Below are 18436 nucleotides of genomic sequence, written 5' to 3'. Positions count from 1 at the left end.
GGGAAGTGGCGCTCGCGAAGGGATCGGGAATCGCATGGGGTCGAAAGCAGGGACGGGACGGGTCGTACTCGGGGTGGACAGCTCCACGCAGTCCACGAAAGTGCTGGCCGTCGACGTGGACAGCGGCGCCGTCCTGGCCGCCGGGCAGGCGCCGCACACGGTCAGCTCGGGGGCCGGACGCGAGACCGACCCCGAGGTGTGGTGGACGGCGCTGCGCGACGCGATCGGGCAGACCGGGGAGTACGCGGCGCGCGCCGAGGCGATATCGGTCGGCGGGCAGCAGCACGGGCTGGTCGTCCTCGACGCCGCCGGACGCCCGCTGCGGCCCGCGCTGCTCTGGAACGACGTACGGTCCGCGCCGCAGGCCGCCGCGCTCGTCGAACGGCACGGCGCGCAGTGGTGGGCCGAGCGCTTCGGCTCCGTCCCCGCGGCCAGCTTCACCGCCGCCAAGTGGGCATGGCTCACCGAGCACGAGCCCGAGGTCGCGGCGGCCGCCGCGGCCGTACGCCTCCCCCACGACTTCCTCACCGAGCGGCTCGGCGGCGCCGCCGTCACCGACCGCGGCGACGTTTCCGGCACCGGCTGGTGGGCGTCGGGCACCGAGACCTACGACGACGGGCTGCTCGCCGAGATCGGGCTCGACCCCGCGCTGCTCCCGACGGTCCTCGGGCCCGGCGAGGAGGCGGGCACCGTCTCCGCCGGTCTGCCCCTGCGGCCCGGCACCCTCGTCGCCTCCGGCACCGGCGACAACGCCGCCGCCGCGCTGGGCCTCGGCCTCGAACCCGGACGCGCCGTCCTCAGCCTCGGTACCTCCGGTACGGTCTACGCCGTTTCGCGGCGGCGGCCCACCGACGCGTCCGGGACCGTCGCGGGGTTCGCCGCCGCCGACGGGGGCTGGCTGCCGCTGGCCTGCACCCTCAACTGCACGCTGGCCGTCGACAAGGTGGCCGCGCTCCTGCGGCTCGACCGGGAGGAGGTGGAGCCCGGCGGCTCCGTCGCCTTCCTCCCCTTCCTCGACGGTGAGCGCACGCCCAACCTGCCGTACGCCTCGGGGCTGCTGACCGGCCTGCGCCACGACACGTCCGCCGGACAGGTGCTCCAGGCCGCCTACGACGGGGCCGTCTACGCGCTTCTCTCCGCCCTCGACCAGGTGCTCGCCGTGGACTCCGCCCCCTCCGACCAGCCCCTTCTCCTCATCGGCGGCGGCGCCCGGGGCGCGGCCTGGCTCGACACCGTCCGCCGCCTTTCGGGGCGGGCCGTTCAGGTGCCGCGTGCCGCGGAGCTGGTCGCGCTGGGCGCCGCCGCGCAGGCCGCGGCTCTCCTCACCAAGGAGTCTCCCTCCGCCGTCGCGCTCCGCTGGGGTACCGCGGCAGGGGCTCTCCACCCGCCCCTTCCCCGCGATGACGCTGCGCTCGCCCGCCTCTCCTCCGCGCTCCCGCTGGCGGCCGGCCGCTGACGCCTCTCTGGGGGCGGCGCCCGTTTCTTTCCCACCCGCCCACCCGTGCGAGTGCTTTCTTCGTCTGCGGGTGCCGCCTGTGCCTGGTCGGTCCCGGCCCGGGGCACCTCCTCGGGCGACGAACCTGCGGCCACTTCCATGACGTCCAGCCCTTGTCCGTTCGTCCCCCTGCGGGGGCACCCCGCACCGTCCCCTCCTCGCCCGTCGGCGTCCGCCTGTCCGCTGTGGCTGAGGGGGGGAGGGGGTGGGAGGGGGTGCGGGCCCTGCAACGCCCAACCCTCCTGCGGGGTGGGCGCAAGGGGGTGGGGGGAGCCCGGCCCCTGCGCCACCCGACGTCCAGTCGGGTGGGCGGGGGGTGCGGGTGCTGGGGAGTGGGGGGTGGCAGGGGCTTCGTTGGGCTCTTGGAGGAAGGGCCCGAGCATTCCGACTCACCGGGAGGGGGCACCGGCGCAGGGCGGCCCGCCGAAAGAACCCCCTCCCCCGGCAACCCCCACCGGCGGGCGGACGCCGACGTACCGGGAGGGGACGGGCCGGGGTGCCCCCGCAGAAATGCGGTGACAAGAACGGCACCGGATACAGGAGACCAGGTAGCCGCATTTCGAGGAGGTGCCCCGGACCGGCACCGACCCGGGCACAAGCGGCACCCGCAGACGAAAAAACACCCGCACGGGTGGGCGGGCGGGCAGAGAACACCGCCGCGGCGCAGCCGCACATACTTGGGGGGATGGGATGGAGGACGGCGTGGGTAAGGGAATGGGCGCGCAAGCGGGCCTGAGGCGCCGCAACATGGCACTGGTCATGCGTGCCCTCGCCGCAGGCGAGAACGTCACGCGCGCCGCCGTCGCGGCAGAGGTCGGCCTGACGAGGGCGACCGTCTCGACGCTGGTGGACGAACTGCTGGCCGCCGGCCTGGTGGAAGAGCGCGGCGCGCAGCGCCCCGGCACCGTCGGCCGCCCCGGCACCGCCCTGGCCCTGAGCGAGCGCGGCCCCGCCGGCCTCGGCGCCGAGGTCGGCGTCGACCACCTGGCCGCCTGCGTGGTGGACCTGCGCGGCACCGTCCGCTGCCACGCCGAGGCGAAGGCGGCGAACCGCGGCCGCCCGGCCGCCGAAGTGCTGGCGGAACTGGCCGAGTTGACGGCGAAGGTGACCAGGGAGGCGGCCGGGAGCGGCCTGCGCCCGGTCGCCACGACAGTGGCGGTCCCTGGCCTGGTCGGAAAGGACCGCGGCACGGTCCTGCGCGCCCCGAACCTGGGCTGGGAGGACGTGGCCGTCGCGGCCCCCCTCGGCGAGGGCACGGTCGTGGAGAACGAGGCGAATCTCGGCGCGCTCGCCGAATTGTGGCTCGGCGGCCACGAGAGGCTCGCGGACTTCGTGCACGTCTCCGCGGAGATCGGCATCGGCGCCGCCCTCGTCGTGGAGGGCCGCCTGTTCCGCGGCGCCCGCGGCTTCGCGGGCGAGCTGGGCCACGTACCGGTGCACCCGGACGGCCCCTTGTGCTCGTGCGGCGCGCACGGCTGCCTGGAGACGTACGCGGGCGAGGAGGCGCTGCTGCGGGCGGCGGGGGTGGGCGCGGGCGGCGGCCCGGCACTGCGGGCGGCGGCGGCCGACGGCGACCCGGCGGCGCTGAAGGCGCTGGAGGAGGCGGGCGCGGCGCTCGGCATCGCGCTGAGCGGCGCGGTGAACCTGCTGGACCCGCAGGCGGTGGTGGTCGGCGGCCCGCTGGCCGAACTGGCGCCGTGGCTGCTGCCGGGCGTCCGGCGGGAGCTGGCGGCCCGCGTCACCGACCGGCAGTGGCGCCCTGAGGACGTGGTGACGTCCAGGCTGGGCCGCGACGGGGTGCTGCGGGGCGCGGCGTACAGCTCCGTCCGCACGGTGCTGGAGGACCCGGCGAGCTGGGCCCTCCAGCAGGAGGCGTGAAAGCCTTACGCCTGCGGAGCCGTCCACGCCGCCCAGGACAGGTTCCAGCCGTTGAGCCCGTTGTCCGGCTGGATCGTCTTGTCGGCGGAGTCCTTGACGATGACGACGTCACCGACCATGGAGTTGTTGTAGAACCAGGCGGCCGGGGTGTTGGGGTCCTTGCCGCCCTTGGTGTCGCTCAGGCCCACGCAGCCGTGGCTGGTGTTGGTGGCGCCGAAGATCGACTTGCTGCCCCAGTAGTTGCCGTGGATGAAGGTCCCGGAGTTGCTGAGCCGCATGGCGTGCGGGACGTCGGGGATGTCGTACTCGCCCTTGCCGTCGTCCTCGGTGAAGCCGACCGTCGCGCCGTTCATCCGCGTGGTCTGGTACTTCTCGGAGATCACCATCTGGCCGTTGTACGTGCTGTGGTCCGGGGCGCCCGCCGAGATCGGGATGGTCTTGAGGACCTTGCCGTCGCGGACGACGGTCATCTGGTGGGTCGCGGCGTCGACGGTGGAGACCTGGGAGCGGCCGACGGTGAAGTTCACCGTCTTGTCCTGGACGCCGTAGATGCCCGCGCCGCCCTTGACGCCGTCGAGCTTGAGCTTGAGGGAGACGTGCGAGCCCGCCTGCCAGTACTGCTGGGGGCGGAAGTCGAGCCGGGTGGAGCTGAACCAGTGGCCCTCGACCCGCTGGCCGCTGCTGGAGGTCACCGAGACCGCGGCCTCGACGGCGGCGCGGTTGGTGATCGCCTTGTCGAAGTTGATCGAGACCGGCATGCCGACGCCGACGGTGGAGCCGTCCTCCGGCGTGAAGTAGCCGATGAAGCTGCTGGCGGCGGAGACGGTCGAGAAGGTGCCGTTCGCCGCGGCCGTACGGCCCTGGGAGTCGGTGGCGGCGGCCGATATCGCGTACTGCGTGCCGCGGGCCAGCGCGACGTCCGGGGTCCAGCTCGTGCGGTCGGCGGATATGGTGCCCGCGATCTTGTTGCCGGTGGCCTTGGACGTCATGGTGACCGAGGTCAGGGTGCCGCCCGCCACCGTGACCTTGGCGTCGTTGTGGATGCTCGCGCCGGTGCTGCCGTCCTTGGGCGTGATGGTGATCTTCGCGTCGGACGCCTGCTTCGCCGCCGCGGCGTCCTCCTTGGACTGGGCGGCGGCCGACGGGGACTGGCCGCCCGACGGGGACGAGCTGGCGGAGCTGGTCGGTTTGTCGCCGCCCGCGGCCTTGTCGCCACCGCCGCCTCCGCCGCCGCACGCCGTCAGCGTGACGGCACCGCCGATCAGCACCGCGGCGGCCGCGAGTGCGCGGCGGCGGGTGAAGGGCGAGCGCTTGGCGGGGGCATGTGCGTTGTCGGGCGGCGTCACGCGTGTCTCCAATGGGCTGGGGTCGCTCGCGGGTGAATGACGAGCTTCGTCCACATGCCATGAAAACAGGCCAACACCGGTAACCGTGCCCCGAGTGCCGGAATTGTGGGGTAACGCACGCGGGCCGGTTCCGGCCGCACGCGACGGGAGGCGGCGCGTTCGCGCAGGTGGGAGGGGTTGTCCCGGCGCCGCCTCCGGGCCGGTCGGCGCGGAGCGTCCGGCTCCGCTTCCGGCGCCGCCGGACCCCCGGACAGGCCCTAGTCCTCGGCGTCCCCGTCCGCGTCCTCCTCGTCGAGGTCCCACTCGTCGGAGTCCGGGTCGTACTCGGTGTGCGCGCACGACCACGACGCCTGGACGAGGTCGACGCCCGGCACGGCCGAGAGCAGGTCGGCCGGGTCGACGAGGTACGCCAGCGCCTCCGACTCGTCCTTGCCGACGGCGTCGCGGGCGTGCAGGCGTTCCTGCGGCGGCATGAACTCGTCGGCGCCGATGTGGTCCAGGGCCGCGCCGCGCAGCTCGTCGGGCCCGGAGACCTCCAGGACGAGTTCCACCTGGAGTCGTACGTACTGCGGACCGCTCTCGCCGCGGGGAATCTCAGTAGCGCTCATGCCACGGAGCGTAAGCGCCTTCGCCGCGGCTTCCCACGAGCCACACCAAGTCACTACCATCTGCCCCTACGGTCAATTCGCCGCACCAGCTGGGGGATCCGTTGACCTCGCCCCGTCCCTATGTCGCCGCAGCAGCGGCCGCCGCGCTCGCGGCGCTGTTCTTCGTCCCGTCCGCGAGCGCGAGTCCCGACGACGCCGCGACCTCCGCGCACACGAAGACCGCGGCCCACACCCGTACGACAAGCACGGCCAGTACGGCCAGTACGGCCGCCACGCGCACCGCCGCGGAGCAGATCGGCCTCGCCGACACCGGCAGCATCGACACCAAGCCGTATCTCATCGGCGGTGCCGCGTTCCTGGTGGCGGGCGCGGGGCTGATCGTCAACGCCGGCCGCCGCACCCGCCAGAGCTTCTGACGGCGTCGCTCACACGGTCGCCGTTCCGCTCACGGATTCACGCGAGCGGGCCGGTGACCGACTCCGCCGCGCGCGCCAGCTCTCCGGCCCGTACGAAGCGGTAGGCCGCCTCCAGGTCCGGTGACAGGAAGCGGTCGGGGCCCGCGCCCAGCACGCCCGCCGCGCGTACCGCCGCCAGGACCGCGGCCGAAGCGGGCGCCGGGCGCTGCTCGCCCGTCGTGGTCCTGATCTCCAGCGCGCGGGTGGCCGCGTACATCTCGACGGCGATGATCCGGGTGAGGTTGTCGACGGCCGTACGGAGCTTGCGCGCCGCCGACCAGCCCATGGAGACGTGGTCCTCCTGCATCGCGGAGGACGGGATCGAGTCCACCGACGCGGGCACCGCGAGCCGCTTCATGTCGCTGACCAGCGCGGCCTGCGTGTACTGGGCGATCATCAGACCGGAGTCGAGGCCGGGGTCGTCGGCCAGGAACGGCGGCAGGCCGTGCGAGCGGTTCTTGTCCAGCAGCCGGTCGGTGCGGCGCTCCGCGATGGAGCCCAGGTCGGCGGCGGCGATGGCGAGGAAGTCCAGGACGTACGCGACCGGCGCGCCGTGGAAGTTGCCGTTGGACTCGACCCGGCCGTCCTCAAGGACCACCGGGTTGTCGACGGCGGCGGCCAGTTCGCGCTCGGCGACCAGGCGGGCGTGCGCGAGGGTGTCGCGGCCCGCGCCCGCGACCTGCGGGGCGCAGCGGATGGAGTACGCGTCCTGCACGCGCGGCGCGTCGTCCTGGTGGTGGCCGGTGAGCCCCGAACCCTCCAGCACCCGGCGCATGTTCTCGGCGCTGGCCGCCTGGCCGGGGTGCGGGCGGATCGCGTGCAGCTCGGGGGCGAGGACCTTCTCGGTGCCGAGCAGGGCCTCCAGGGTCAGCGCGGCGGTGATGTCGGCCGCGGTGAAGAGCCGGGCCAGGTCGGCGCAGGCCATCACCAGCATGCCGAGCATGCCGTCGGTGCCGTTGATGAGGGCCAGGCCCTCCTTCTCCCGCAGGACGACCGGCTCGATGCCGTGCTCCGCGAGGAGTTCCGCGGCGGGGCGCACCGTACCGTCCGGGCCCTCCGCCTCGCCCTCGCCCATCAGCACCTGCGCGCAGTGCGCCAGCGGGGCGAGGTCGCCCGAGCAGCCGAGCGAGCCGTATTCGTGGACGACGGGCGTGATCCCGGCGTTCAGCAGCGCCGCCATCGTCTCCGCGACCACCGGGCGCACCCCGGTACGGCCGGACGCCAGCGTCTTCAGCCGCAGGAACATCAGCCCGCGGACCACCTCGCGCTCCACCGCCGGGCCCATCCCCGCCGCGTGCGACCGTACGAGGCTGCGCTGCAACTGGGCCCGCAGCTCCGGACTGATGTGCCGTACCGCCAGGGCCCCGAAGCCCGTCGACACCCCGTAGACCGGCTCGGGCTTCGCCGCCAGCGCCTCGATCACCTCACGCGCCCTGGCGATCCCCGCCAGCGCTTCGGGCGCCAGCTCCACCCGCGCGCCGTCGCGCGCGACGGCGAGTACGTCGTCGGCGGGGGCACCGTGCGCACCGATGACCACGTTATGCATATTCATATTCACGCACCCTAAGCACTGAAAGCCGCCCTGTCACTCCCCTCTGCGACCAGCACTCTCCGGCCCCGCCCCCGCGGGTCCCGGCCGGACGGGACGTCGCGGACACGCCCTAAGGACGGTTGCCGCGGATGCGGCGGCGCTCGCCCTCGCGGGCCGGCGGCGAGTCGGCGAGCCGCACGACGGGGTCCTCGGGCCCGGCGCGCCCCGCGACGACGGGGTGCGCCGCGCGCAGCGCCTTGGCCTGGTACTGCGCCGCGTCGGCCAGCCGGAACAGCCGCCGCGCCGAGCGCACGGGCCCGATCGGATCGCCGGTGGACGCCACGCCGCAGGCCACGCCCTCGCCGACTTCGAGCTGCGCGGCCCGCCCGCACAGCTCGTCGGCCGCCGCGACCACCTCGTCCGGCTCCTGCCCGACGGCCACGACGCAGAATTCGTCACCGCCGAGGCGGGCGGCCAGGCTGCCGGGAAGCATGGCGCCGCACAGCGAGAGCAGCGAGCCGAATCGTTCCAGCAGCCGGTCGCCGACGGCGTGCCCGAGCCGGTCGTTGACCTTCTTCAGACCGTTGAGGTCGCACACCACCAGGCTGACCACGGCTCCGTCCGCCCGGTGCCGTTCCAGCGCCTCGTCGAGGCGTACGTCCACGGCCCGGCGGTTGCCGAGCCCGGTCAGCGGGTCGGTGAAGGCCAGCCGCTGCACCTCGGCGAGCCGTTCGGTCTGGGCGATCCCGGAGGCGATGACGGCGGCCAGCACCGTCGCGAAGTCGGCGTCCCCGCGGTCGAAGCCGGACACCCCGGCGCGCCTGGCCACGTACAGCTCGCCCCACGCCCTGCCGTGCAGCACGATCGGCGCGACCACGCAGGAGCCGCGTCCGCGCCGCCGCAGCGCCGCGGCCCGGCCCCAACTGCTGCCGCCGGGCGACGCGCCGGTTCCTTCGGCGGTCTCGACCCAGGCGTGCGGCTCGCCGCCGCGCGCCCACTCACCGTGCAGGAACTCCACGATCTCCGGGAAGTCGTGCACCGAGTACGACTCGTCGTCCGGCTCCGGCTCCTCGCCGGGCGCCAGCTCCCCGTCGTTGACCAGGACCCGCAGCCGCCCGGTCTCCCGCTCCCACGTCGAGATCGCCGCGAAGGACGCGTCCATCGCGAGCCGCGCCCGCCGCGCCCCGGCCCGTACCGCGGCCAGCGGCGTCTGTTCGGTCGCCAGTGCCTGTGCCAGCTCGACGACCGCTCGAAGCCGGAGATCGGCCGTCCCGTCCACCATCTGTCCAGGCTAGGGAGGTTTGTCCGGTTTGGAGCGCTGGCTGCGCCGAACGGAGCCCGTTCGGCGCTGCGCCCGCCCGTCGGCGACTACGCACAGTGGCCGCGCGCGGCGATCACGCGCCGGGCCACCGCGGGGGCCGCTTGTCGTTGAAGGCGGCCACGCCTTCCGCGCGGTCGGCGGAGAAGGCGGTGGCGCGCCAGGCGGCGTCCTCGATCTCGAGCCCGGCGCGCAGGTCGAGACCCTGGCCCAGGCGCAGCGCGCGCTTGGCCGAGCGCAGGCCGACCGGCGAATTCGCGGCGATCCGGTCGGCCAGCGCCAGCGCCTCGGCGCGGGCGTCGTTCCCGGCCGCGAGCTGGTCCACCAGGCCGAGGGCGAGCGCCTCGGCGGCCGGTACGCGGCGGGCGGTGAAGACCAGTTCCGCCGCGCGGGCGGCGCCGACCCTGCGGGGCAGCAGTTGGGTACCGCCACCGCCGGGGATGACGCCGACCGAGACCTCGGGCAGGCCGACGACGGCCGTCTCGTCGGCCACGATCACGTCACAGGCGAGCGCCAGCTCGAAGCCGCCGCCGAGCGCGTAGCCGTGCACCGCCGCGACGGCGGGCATCGGCAGTTCCAGGACGCCGGTGTACGCGGCCCTGGTGTGCGGGCGCTGGCGTACGAGGTCGGCGTCGGTGAACGCGTTGCGCTCCTTGAGGTCGGCGCCGACGCAGAACGCCTTGTCATGGGTGGACGTCAGGACCGTGACGCTGACACCGGGGTCGGCCGCCAGCGCCGCGCAGGCGTCGCCGATCGCGACGGCCATCCGCGTGGAGACGGCGTTCATCGCCTTCGGCCGGTCGAGCACCAGTTCCGCGACGCGGTCGCCGTGCCGGCGGACCGCCACCCACTCCCCGAACCGTCGTTCCGCCGTCCCCTGCGCTTCCATTCGCCCGCCCTCCGGTTAACGACCGTGAACCCCCATCCTGCCATCCCCCTCCCCGCGGGGACGGCACGGTCGCACAGGTCCGGACGGCGCTCGCACCGCACCGGGCCGGACGGCGCTCGCCTCACGTCGGATTCATACGGTCATACGGTGGACGGTCGCGAATCCCCCGGCCAGCAGCACGGCGACGACGGCCGCGAGGACCCCGGTGACCCCCAGGGCGGTGAGCCCGGCGAAGAAGTGGCCTATGCCCTTCCAGCCGTGCGTCCATGTGGCGATCAGCGCGACCAGGGCCAGCACCACGAGCTGCGCCCCGCCGAAGGCCGTGGTGCCGGGCAACCCGGCGCGGCGGAAGACCAGGCCGTACCACATCCCGTAGACGAACAGCAGGAAGAAGGCGACGGCGGCGGTGAGCCACGAGACGTACCAGGCGCCGTCCAGCAGGAACGGGACGCGGAAGTAGGCCATGCGCATGCCCCAGCCGCCGGTCGCGCGTTCGAGGACCTGGCCGACCGCGACGACCAGCCCGAAGGTCACGGCGAGGGCCCCGGCCAGGGCGGTGACACCGCGCAGGTAGGTGCGTCTGCTGACACCGAGGGTGAGGGCGAACGGCAGCGCGCGGGCGACGGTCTGGAGGCCCACGGCGAACATCACGAGGAAGGCCGCGGCCAGGCCGCCGACCCAGCGGTGGTCGGCGTGGGCCGCCGGGGTGAGCCGCAGGATCACCACGTCCAGGACGAAGCCGAAGGCGGCCCACTCCCAGGGCAGGACGAGGTAGGTGAAGCGGTCCAGCAGCAGATACCGGACGACGGAGAGCACCGGGGTGGGACGCATCAGGATGCCCTCGCAGTCGTGAGGCCGGACGGGTCGTGGGGTCCGGCGCCGGGCGCGCCGTGACGCTCGGCCGCGTGGACCGCGAGCTGCTGGAGGGTGCACTCCTCCAGGCGCAGGCGCAGGTGTGCGGCCAGTTCGCGGTCGCGGTCGTCCAGGCGGCCTACCATCACCGCCCTGGTCTGCGCGCCCATCGTGCGGCGGCTCAGCGTCGCACGGGCGGCGATGAAGCGGTCCACGGCGGTGGCCGGGCCGGTGACGGTCGTGGCGGTGCCGCGCAGTTCCTCGGTCGGCGCGTCGAGGACCAGCCGGCCGCGGTCCAGGACCAGGACGCGGTCGAGGAGTTCGGCGGCCTCGTCGATGAGGTGGGTCGAGAGCACGACGCACCGGGGGTGGGCGGCGTAGTCGGCGAGGAGCTGGTCGTAGAAGAGCGAGCGGGCGACCGCGTCGAGGCCCGCGTACGGCTCGTCGAACAGCGTGAGTTCGGCGCGGGCGGCCAGCCCGATGATGATGCCGAGGGCGGTCCGCATGCCGCGCGAGAGCTTCTTGATCGGCCGGGTCGGCGGCAGCTCGTACGCGTCCAGCAGCGTGCCCGCCAGCTCCTTGTCCCAGTTCGGGTAGAGCAGCGAGGCCGCCGCGACGGCGTGCCGCACCTTCAGGTCGGGGTACGTCTGGTCCTCGCGGACGAGGATCATCCGGCGCAGCACCGCGTCGTTCTCCAACGGCCGGGCGCCGAAGGCGTGCACGGTCCCGGATGTGGCGATCTCCTGGCCCGCCAGGATGCGCAGCAGCGTCGTCTTCCCCGCGCCGTTGCGGCCCACCAGTCCGGCGATGCACGGCGTGTCCAGCTCGAAGCTGACGTCGGTGAGCGCCTGGTGGTCGCGGAAGGCGCGTCCGACGCCGGTCAGCGAGACGACCGGGCTCATACGTCGCCCCCGACCGTCGCCGCCGTGGTCGTGGTGGCGGCCGTGGTGCCAGGCGGGGCGGTCGCGCCAGCGGTCGTGGCGGCCGGTGTTCCGGCGGACGGCGCGGAGTGCGGTGCGGAGTGCGGCGCGGTGGCGCCCGCCGCCTGCGACGTCACCGCGACCGAGGCCAGCTCGTCGCGCAGCAGGCCGAGCAGTTCGTCCTGCCCGATCCCGAGGCGCGCCGCCTCGACCGCCAGCGGCCGTACGTACCGTTCGGCGAAGCGCCGCCGCCTGCCCCGCACCAGCCGGTCCCGCGCGCCCTGAGCGACGAACATGCCGACGCCGCGCCGCTTCTCCACCAGATCCTCGTCCGACAGGACGGTGAGCGCGCGGGCCGCGGTGGCCGGGTTGACCCGGTAGAAGACCGCGAGCTCGTTGCTCGACGCGACACGCTCGCCCTCGCCCACCGTCCCGTCGGCGATCTGATTCGCCAGCTCGGCCGCGATCTGGGCGAAGATCGGCCCGCCCTCTTCCAGGAGTGACATCCTGCCTCCGTTGCTCTGGTGGTTCCCTACCGTACTAAGGAACCAACAGGGTGGGCAAGAGGGCACGCCAAATGAGGCGGGAGAAGTCGGGTGACCCGGCGGAAGCGGGACACGGCGTCAGGGACGCGGCGCGCGGGCAGGCCGGAGCGCGCGCCCGTGGCGCGGTCGGGGCGGAGCGGACCTCAGTCCCGGCGGGAGAGCAGCCAGGGCTCGACGACGCCGAGGCCGCGCACGGGGCGGCGCCACATCGGCTGGAGGGCGAAGCGGTACTTCTCCGCCTCGGTGGCGTCCACGTCCGCCTCGGACAGCGGCGCGTCACCGGCCTCGCCCAGCGCCTCGGCGAAGTCGCCGTCGACGAGGACGGCGTCGCGCGGCGCTATCGAGGTGAGCCGGGAGGCGAGGTTCACGGTGGTGCCGAAGACGTCGCCCATGCGGGTGGTGACGGTGCCGAAGGCCATGCCGACGCGCAGGGCGGGCATGCTGTCGTCGCCGGTCATGGTCTCGATGAGGCGTATGCCGATCTCGGCGGCGGTGCCGGGGTCGTCGGCGACGAAGAGGACTTCGTCGCCGAGGGTCTTGATCAGCCGTCCGCCGTACGCGGCGACCTGGTCGGCGGCCGTGGTCTCGAACGCCTCGACCAGCTCGCCCAGTTCCTCCTCCTCCAGGCGCCGGGTGAGCCGGGTGAAGCCGACGAGGTCGGCGAAGCCGACGGCCAGCCGCCGGTCGACGGCCTCCTCGTCGTCGGACTGCACGACCCGGCTGGTGGCGGCGGCGACCTGGCGGCGCCAGACGTAGATGAGGAACTCCTCCAGTTCCGGCAGGAGGAGTTCGACCAGCGGGTACGCGACTTCCGCGCGGGTCATCCCCGGCTCGGGCGGCTCGGTGAGACCTTCGAGGAAGGAGTCGGTCTGCCAGTCGGCGAGCCGGGCCGTGGTCTGGCCGGTGGAGCGGGCGACCTGGATGGCCATCGACTCGCTGAGCAGCCCCGCCTCGACCAGGCCGGCCAGCCGCCGCAGGGCGAGGACGTCCGCCTCGGTGAGCGCGCGCGCCTGGCCGATGTCGGCGAAGCCCATGGCCCGCCAGAAGCGGGAGGCCAGGTCCATGGAGACGCCCGCGGTGCGGGCGGCCTGGAAGGGGGTGTAGCGGCGGGGCGCGCCGAGGATGAGCTGTTCCAGGCGCAGCGCCAGCGGGTGCTCCCCCGACTCGCCCGGCTCTCCCGGCTCCTCAAGATCGACCGGATCCACTGGATCCACTGGATCGGCCGGGTCGGCCGGGTCTGACGCGTCCGTGCCGTCGACGGAATCGGCCGGATCCGGCGCGTCCACGGGGTCGGGTACGTCCGCGGCGTCCGGTGCGATCGGAGGGTCGGCGGGATCGACGCCGTCCGGCTCCGGGGCGGCACCCGGATCCGAGTCGTGCGGCTCGTCTGGCGGGGTGCCCGCGTTCTCCACGCTCACCGCCCAGCCCTTGAGGAATCCCTGCGCACAGCCCTTCCGATCATCGAGACGACGCAGCCCCTCAACGATACGGCAGGTGTGCCGTGGCTCACTCTCACCAGGGCGCCGGTGAGACACCCGTGACGCGCGACGGAACGGCGCGCGAGCCGGTCTCCGCGGCGGTGTCCCGCCGCGTCAGCGCGCGGGCCTGAGGTGGACGACGTCGCCCGCGGCGACCGGCTGCTCGGCGCCGTCCGGGGTGGCGATCACCAGGCGGCCGTCGCCGTCGATCCCGACCGCGGTACCGGCCAGTTCCTTGTCGCCCGGCAGCTCCGCGCGGACCTCCCGGCCCAGGGTGGCGCAGCCCGCCGCGTAGGTCTGCTGGAGCCGGGACGCGGCGGGGTCGCCGTCCTCCGCGCGCCAGGCGCCGTACCAGTCGGCCAGCGAGCGCAGGACCGCCCGCAGCAGCGGGTCGCGGTCGGTGCCCTTGGCCCCGGCCAGGGCGAGGGACGCGGCGGTGGGGACGGGCAGCTCGGCGGCGCGCAGCGACACATTGAGGCCGATGCCGATGACGACGCCGTCGTCGCCCGCGCGCTCGGCGAGGATGCCGCCCGCCTTGCGTTCCTCGCCGTCCACGGTGACCAGCAGGTCGTTGGGCCACTTGAGTGCCGTGTCGACGCCCGCGGCCCGCGACAGGGCGGTGGCGGTGGCGACCCCGGCGAGCAGCGGCAGCCAGCCCCAGCGGTGCACCGGCACCGGGCCGTGCGCCGGGAGCGGCGTGCCGTCGGGCACGGTACGGGCGGCCATGGCGCCACCCGGTCGGAGCAGTACCGAGAAGAAGAGCCCGGAGCGCGGCGGCGCCGACCAGCGGCGGTCCAGCCGTCCGCGGCCCGCGGTCTGCTCCTCGGCCACGAGGACCGCCCCCCCGGGGGCGCCCCGCGCGGCGCGGGCGGCCAGGTCGCTGTTGGTGGAGCCGGTGGCGTCCACCACGTCCAGCGCGGTCCACAGCGCGTCGGGGGTGACCACGGCGCGCCGCAGCGCGGCGGCGTTGAGCGGCGGTCGTTCCAGGTCGGACCAGCGGCTGGGCGTCATGTCCTCACCCTATGAGGCGGGTACCGGAGTGTGTCCAACGCCGCACTGCTCGTACCCCAGAGTCGCCACTACGCTACGGAACAGCGTTACCGGCCAGTCAGCAAGTCCCGCCGAGAGCAGGAGAGCCGCCTCCATGTCCGAGCAGGAACACGACATCCACACCACCGCGGGCAAGCTCGCGGACCTGCGCCGCCGTATCGAGGAGGCGACGCACGCGGGCTCCGGGCGCGCGGTGGACAAGCAGCACGCCAAGGGGAAGGGCACGGCCCGCGAGCGGATCGAACTGCTCCTGGACGAGGGGTCGTTCACCGAGCTGGACGAGCTGGCTCGGCACCGCTCGACCAACTTCGGCCTGGAGAGCAACCGGCCGTACGGCGACGGTGTCGTCACCGGCTACGGCACGGTCGAGGGCCGCCCGGTCGCGGTGTTCTCGCAGGACTTCACGGTCTTCGGCGGCGCGCTCGGCGAGGTCTACGGCGAGAAGATCGTCAAGGTGATGGACTTCGCGCTGAAGACCGGCTGCCCGGTGATCGGCATCAACGACTCCGGCGGCGCCCGCATCCAGGAGGGCGTCACCTCGCTCGGCATGTACGGCGAGATCTTCCGCCGCAACACCCACGCCTCCGGGGTGATCCCGCAGATCAGCCTGATCATGGGCCCGTGCGCGGGCGGCGCGGTGTACTCCCCCGCGATCACCGACTTCGTGGTGATGGTCGACCAGACCTCGCACATGTTCATCACGGGTCCCGATGTGATCAAGACGGTGACCGGCGAGGACGTCGGCATGGAGGAGCTGGGCGGCGCCCGTACCCACAACTCGACGTCGGGGAACGCGCATCACCTGGCCGGTGACGAGAAGGACGCCTTCGAGTACGTCAAGGCGCTGCTGTCGTACCTGCCGAGCAACAACCTCCAGGAGGCGCCGTCCTTCGCCGCCGAGACGGATCTGGCGGTCACGGACGAGGACCTCGAACTGGACACGCTGATCCCGGACTCGGCGAATCAGCCGTACGACATGCACAAGGTGATCGAGCACGTCCTGGACGACGGCGAATTCCTGGAGACCCAGGCGCTGTTCGCGCCGAACATCCTCACCGGTCTCGGCCGTGTCGAAGGCCGTCCCGTCGGTGTGGTCGCCAACCAGCCGCTCCAATTCGCGGGCTGTCTCGACATCAACGCCTCCGAGAAGGCGGCGCGTTTCGTGCGGACCTGCGACAGCTTCAACATCCCCGTGGTCACTTTCGTCGACGTTCCCGGTTTTCTCCCCGGCACCAGTCAGGAGTGGGACGGCATCATCCGCCGCGGTGCCAAATTGATCTACGCGTACGCCGAGGCCACGGTTCCGCTGATCACGATCATCACTCGAAAGGCGTACGGCGGCGCGTACGACGTGATGGGCTCCAAGCACCTGGGCGCGGATCTGAACCTGGCCTGGCCCACGGCCCAGATCGCGGTGATGGGCGCGCAGGGCGCCGTCAACATCCTGCACCGCCGCACGCTGGCGGAGGCGGCCACCCCGCAGGAGGCGGAGGAGCTGCGGGCGCGGCTCATCGCGGACTACGAGGACACGCTGCTGAATCCGTACATCGCCGCGGAGCGCGGCTACGTGGACGCGGTCATCGCGCCCTCCCAGACCCGCGCGCAGCTCGTGAAGGCGCTGCGGACGCTGCGCAACAAGCGGGAGAGCCTGCCGCCGAAGAAGCACGGCAACATCCCGCTGTAGACGGACCGCGCGGGGCCCGGGGCGAGGACCCGCGGGACCCGCCGGACACGGACCCGCGAGCCGAGGAGGAGAGCGCTCATGGTGATCAAGGTGGAGCGGGGCAGCCCGACCCCCGAGGAACTGGCGGCCGTCGTCGCCCTCGTCCAGGCGCGGGCCGCGGCGGCCGGGAAGAGCGCCGACGGCCCGGCCCCGCTGGACGGCTGGGCCGACCCGGCGCGCAATGTGCCGCGCGGCGTTCCGGCGCCGGGGCCCGGCGCGTGGCGGGCGTCGGCGTGGCCCGCGTGAGCGGAATGTCGGGTCGGCGGCGGATGTCACACCAGTAACAGGGTGATCCTGAGTATCCGTACTCAGGCGCTCCTGTTCGCCGGGGCGCAACCCTGGAGACATGTTGTGGTCGGACCCGCGGGACGAACCGCCGGAGGAGATGCGCAAGGCGCAGGCGATGCTGCGCCGCGCGATGCTGGTGATCGCGCTGGCAGCCGCCGTGGTCATGCTGGTGGCGACCTGGAGGTCGTGAACCCGCGCGTCCCGGCCAGGACCGGCCCGGAGAACGGCCCGCACCGGCCAGGACCGGCACGGAGAACGGCACCCGCGTCGGCGCCGCCAGCCGCCCCGGACGCGGCCGTGAACCCGCGTCCTGAACCGGCGTCCCCCGTACGGGTGTCGGTGCCTACGATGGGCCGATGAGCAGCTCCAGAACCCTTGTCCTCGCGTCCGCCTCGCCCGCCCGGCTCGGGCTGCTGAAACAGGCGGGCCTCGACCCGCGCGTGATCGTCAGCGGTGTCGACGAGGACGCGATCACGGCCGCCACGCCCGCCGAACTGGCCCGCGTACTGGCCGAGGCGAAGGCCAACGCGGTGGCCGGGAGCGGCGCGCTCGACGGCGGCGAGCTGGTGATCGGCTGCGACTCCGTACTCGAACTCGACGGCCAGGCGCTGGGCAAGCCCGCGGACGCGGCCGAGGCGGTGGCGCGCTGGCAGGCGATGCGCGGGCGCAGCGGGGTGCTGCGGACCGGGCACTGCGTGATCGACACCGCCAGCGGCAAGCAGGTCGCCGAGACCGCGTCCACGACCGTACGGTTCGGGACGCCGGACGACGACGAGGTCGCGGCGTATGTGGCGAGCGGTGAACCCCTGTACGTGGCGGGCGCGTTCACCCTCGACGGCCGCTCCGCGCCCTTCGTGGAGGGCATCGAAGGCGACGCGGGCAACGTGATCGGCCTGTCCCTGCCGCTGCTGCGGCGGCTGCTGGCCGAGCTGGGGGTACGGATCACCGACCTGTGGGTCTGAGCCGCCGTCAGCGGGCGCGGGAGGCGGGGCCGGTTCCTGGGTCCGGGGTCAGTCCTGGGCCGGTTCCGGGTCCGGGGTCGATTCCGGGGGCGCTCAGGCCGTGGCGGGCGGCGGGAGTTCGCCGCCGTTGCCGTTCGCGGTCCCGCTCTCGGCGGCCTCCCGCGGCCGGTCCTCGGGCGCGTACATCAGCAGCGTGGCGACGAGGCCGCCCAGTATCACCATCATCAGCACGAACGCGTACCAGCCGATCAGGCCGACGACCAGCGCGCCGACCACGCCGTGCACCACCGCGCAGACGATGAGCACGATCCTGGCGACCCGGCCGGTCATCTCGTCGCGGCGCACTATCCGCACGACGAGCACCGCGCACAGGATGAGGAAGAGGCCGAACAGCGCGCCGCCGACCCACGATCCGATGGCCATGGCGTCGGAGTCGAGACCGGCGAGCGACATGGACTGATGGCGTACGGCGAGGCCGAGTATCCAGTTCACGAAGGCGATGGTGAGGGCTTCGAGAACAAGGACCACGGCGGTGCCGACGGCTATACCTCTGCGCACACTGTCCCCTTCGGCCGTCGTCCGGGGCCCGGTTACCGCTGGTACCCCCGCCTGTCGCAGGCTACTCACCGGTACAACCGGCGGCAAGGGGTCTGGCCACGCCGGTCGTTCCACCCGTACGGGGAGTCCGGCGCGCGCGATCCGGAACGTCACCCCACTCGTTCGGGGACACCGGCGGCCGGCCGGGAAACACCGACGGCAAAGATTCCGCTCGCTATTCGTAGGGTTTCCACAAAAGAACGTCAGGTCTCTTCGCAGACTTACAGGGAGATCTCCCCCACACCGATGAGTGCGGGACATCGGCCCGAGCGGGGCCGTACCGTGGACTGAGCAGGCGTTCACGGGTTCTTCAGGCCCATGGATCACCCTCCGTGTGGGGAAGCTCACGTGCAGGGGTGCCTCGGCACCAAGTGTGGCCAGTACCTAAACTCGGCTTGTTTCAAGGAGGGAGCCATCGTGCGCAAGGTGCTCATCGCGAACCGCGGTGAAATTGCTGTCCGCGTTGCCCGTGCCTGCCGGGATGCGGGGATCGCGAGTGTG

At 73.5% G+C, this 18436-nt stretch carries 19 protein-coding genes; 8 read left to right on the top strand and 11 right to left on the bottom strand.

All coding sequences use genetic code 11. The features are described from left to right. The first annotated feature begins 34 nt into the window (after positions 1 to 34). A complete protein-coding gene (gene xylB / locus ABZX65_RS35445; RefSeq protein WP_355349895.1) occupies positions 35 to 1456 on the top strand; it encodes a xylulokinase in 1422 nt (473 codons plus the stop codon). A gap of 786 nt (positions 1457 to 2242) precedes the next feature. Then, the gene (locus ABZX65_RS35440; RefSeq protein WP_355349892.1) at positions 2243 to 3373 is read left to right on the top strand and encodes an ROK family transcriptional regulator; all 1131 of its coding nucleotides are present in this window, start codon (positions 2243 to 2245) and stop codon (positions 3371 to 3373) included. A 5-nt stretch (positions 3374 to 3378) separates the two neighbouring features. Here ABZX65_RS35440 and ABZX65_RS35435 read toward each other — a convergent pair whose 3' ends face one another. Together ABZX65_RS35435 and ABZX65_RS35430 are read right to left on the bottom strand one after the other, a co-directional pair. Continuing rightward, on the bottom strand, positions 3379 to 4719 hold the full coding sequence (locus tag ABZX65_RS35435) for an Ig-like domain-containing protein (protein ID WP_355349889.1): 1341 nt from the start codon (positions 4717 to 4719) through the stop codon (positions 3379 to 3381). Between the two features lie 257 nt (positions 4720 to 4976). Continuing rightward, the gene (locus ABZX65_RS35430; protein ID WP_355349886.1) at positions 4977 to 5327 is read right to left on the bottom strand and encodes a hypothetical protein; all 351 of its coding nucleotides are present in this window, start codon (positions 5325 to 5327) and stop codon (positions 4977 to 4979) included. 101 nt (positions 5328 to 5428) lie between these two features. Between ABZX65_RS35430 and ABZX65_RS35425 the strand changes: the two genes are divergently transcribed. Continuing rightward, positions 5429 to 5743 carry a hypothetical protein gene (locus tag ABZX65_RS35425; protein WP_355349883.1) on the top strand — a complete coding sequence of 105 codons (315 nt, stop codon included), beginning with the start codon at positions 5429 to 5431 and terminating at the stop codon, positions 5741 to 5743. A 37-nt stretch (positions 5744 to 5780) separates the two neighbouring features. Here the strand turns inward: ABZX65_RS35425 and hutH are convergent, their stop codons facing one another. The 8 genes from hutH to ABZX65_RS35385 form a co-directional block, all read right to left on the bottom strand. Continuing rightward, a complete protein-coding gene (gene hutH / locus ABZX65_RS35420) occupies positions 5781 to 7334 on the bottom strand; it encodes a histidine ammonia-lyase (protein ID WP_355349880.1) in 1554 nt (517 codons plus the stop codon). A 109-nt stretch (positions 7335 to 7443) separates the two neighbouring features. Continuing rightward, the gene (locus ABZX65_RS35415) at positions 7444 to 8595 is read right to left on the bottom strand and encodes a sensor domain-containing diguanylate cyclase (protein ID WP_355349877.1); all 1152 of its coding nucleotides are present in this window, start codon (positions 8593 to 8595) and stop codon (positions 7444 to 7446) included. 112 nt (positions 8596 to 8707) lie between these two features. Next, positions 8708 to 9520 (bottom strand): enoyl-CoA hydratase-related protein, encoded by an 813-nt coding sequence (locus ABZX65_RS35410; protein ID WP_355349874.1) that lies wholly within the window; start codon positions 9518 to 9520, stop codon positions 8708 to 8710. A gap of 132 nt (positions 9521 to 9652) precedes the next feature. Continuing rightward, a complete protein-coding gene (locus ABZX65_RS35405) occupies positions 9653 to 10351 on the bottom strand; it encodes a hypothetical protein (RefSeq protein WP_355349871.1) in 699 nt (232 codons plus the stop codon). Further along, complete coding sequence (locus ABZX65_RS35400; RefSeq protein WP_355349868.1) at positions 10351 to 11274, bottom strand: ABC transporter ATP-binding protein; 924 nt, start codon at positions 11272 to 11274, stop codon at positions 10351 to 10353. The genes ABZX65_RS35405 and ABZX65_RS35400 overlap by 1 nt, the downstream gene beginning before the upstream one ends. Beyond that, positions 11271 to 11798 carry a GntR family transcriptional regulator gene (locus ABZX65_RS35395; RefSeq protein WP_355349865.1) on the bottom strand — a complete coding sequence of 176 codons (528 nt, stop codon included), beginning with the start codon at positions 11796 to 11798 and terminating at the stop codon, positions 11271 to 11273. Before ABZX65_RS35395 ends, ABZX65_RS35400 begins: the two co-directional genes overlap by 4 nt. A gap of 182 nt (positions 11799 to 11980) precedes the next feature. Beyond that, on the bottom strand, positions 11981 to 13042 hold the full coding sequence (locus ABZX65_RS35390) for an adenylate/guanylate cyclase domain-containing protein (RefSeq protein ID WP_355349935.1): 1062 nt from the start codon (positions 13040 to 13042) through the stop codon (positions 11981 to 11983). Positions 13043 to 13429: 387 nt separating this feature from the next. Then, positions 13430 to 14326, bottom strand: coding sequence for a biotin--[acetyl-CoA-carboxylase] ligase (locus tag ABZX65_RS35385; protein WP_355349862.1), 897 nt, complete (start codon positions 14324 to 14326; stop codon positions 13430 to 13432). A gap of 133 nt (positions 14327 to 14459) precedes the next feature. On the opposite strand from ABZX65_RS35385, the gene ABZX65_RS35380 reads away from it, so the two are divergent. The 4 genes from ABZX65_RS35380 to ABZX65_RS35365 all read left to right on the top strand — a co-directional run bounded on the left by ABZX65_RS35380 (position 14460) and on the right by ABZX65_RS35365 (position 17338). After that, positions 14460 to 16049 carry an acyl-CoA carboxylase subunit beta gene (locus tag ABZX65_RS35380; RefSeq protein WP_355349859.1) on the top strand — a complete coding sequence of 530 codons (1590 nt, stop codon included), beginning with the start codon at positions 14460 to 14462 and terminating at the stop codon, positions 16047 to 16049. 78 nt (positions 16050 to 16127) lie between these two features. Then, positions 16128 to 16334, top strand: coding sequence for an acyl-CoA carboxylase subunit epsilon (locus tag ABZX65_RS35375; RefSeq protein WP_355349856.1), 207 nt, complete (start codon positions 16128 to 16130; stop codon positions 16332 to 16334). A 100-nt stretch (positions 16335 to 16434) separates the two neighbouring features. Beyond that, positions 16435 to 16566, top strand: a complete 132-nt coding sequence (locus ABZX65_RS35370) for a hypothetical protein (protein ID WP_262928358.1) — start codon at positions 16435 to 16437, stop codon at positions 16564 to 16566. A gap of 166 nt (positions 16567 to 16732) precedes the next feature. Further along, entirely contained in the window at positions 16733 to 17338 is a 606-nt protein-coding gene (locus ABZX65_RS35365; protein WP_355349852.1) for a nucleoside triphosphate pyrophosphatase, read from the top strand. A 93-nt stretch (positions 17339 to 17431) separates the two neighbouring features. Here ABZX65_RS35365 and ABZX65_RS35360 read toward each other — a convergent pair whose 3' ends face one another. Further along, positions 17432 to 17896, bottom strand: a complete 465-nt coding sequence (locus ABZX65_RS35360; protein WP_355349849.1) for a hypothetical protein — start codon at positions 17894 to 17896, stop codon at positions 17432 to 17434. Positions 17897 to 18253: 357 nt separating this feature from the next. Between ABZX65_RS35360 and ABZX65_RS35355 the strand changes: the two genes are divergently transcribed. Further along, a partial coding sequence (locus tag ABZX65_RS35355; protein WP_355349846.1) for a biotin carboxylase N-terminal domain-containing protein occupies positions 18254 to 18436 on the top strand: 183 nt, incomplete at its 3' end.

It is taken from the genome of Streptomyces sp. NPDC003300 (assembly GCF_040610915.1).
Lineage (GTDB): Bacteria > Actinomycetota > Actinomycetes > Streptomycetales > Streptomycetaceae > Actinacidiphila.
This window is presented reverse-complemented; position numbering and strand designations above follow the sequence as displayed.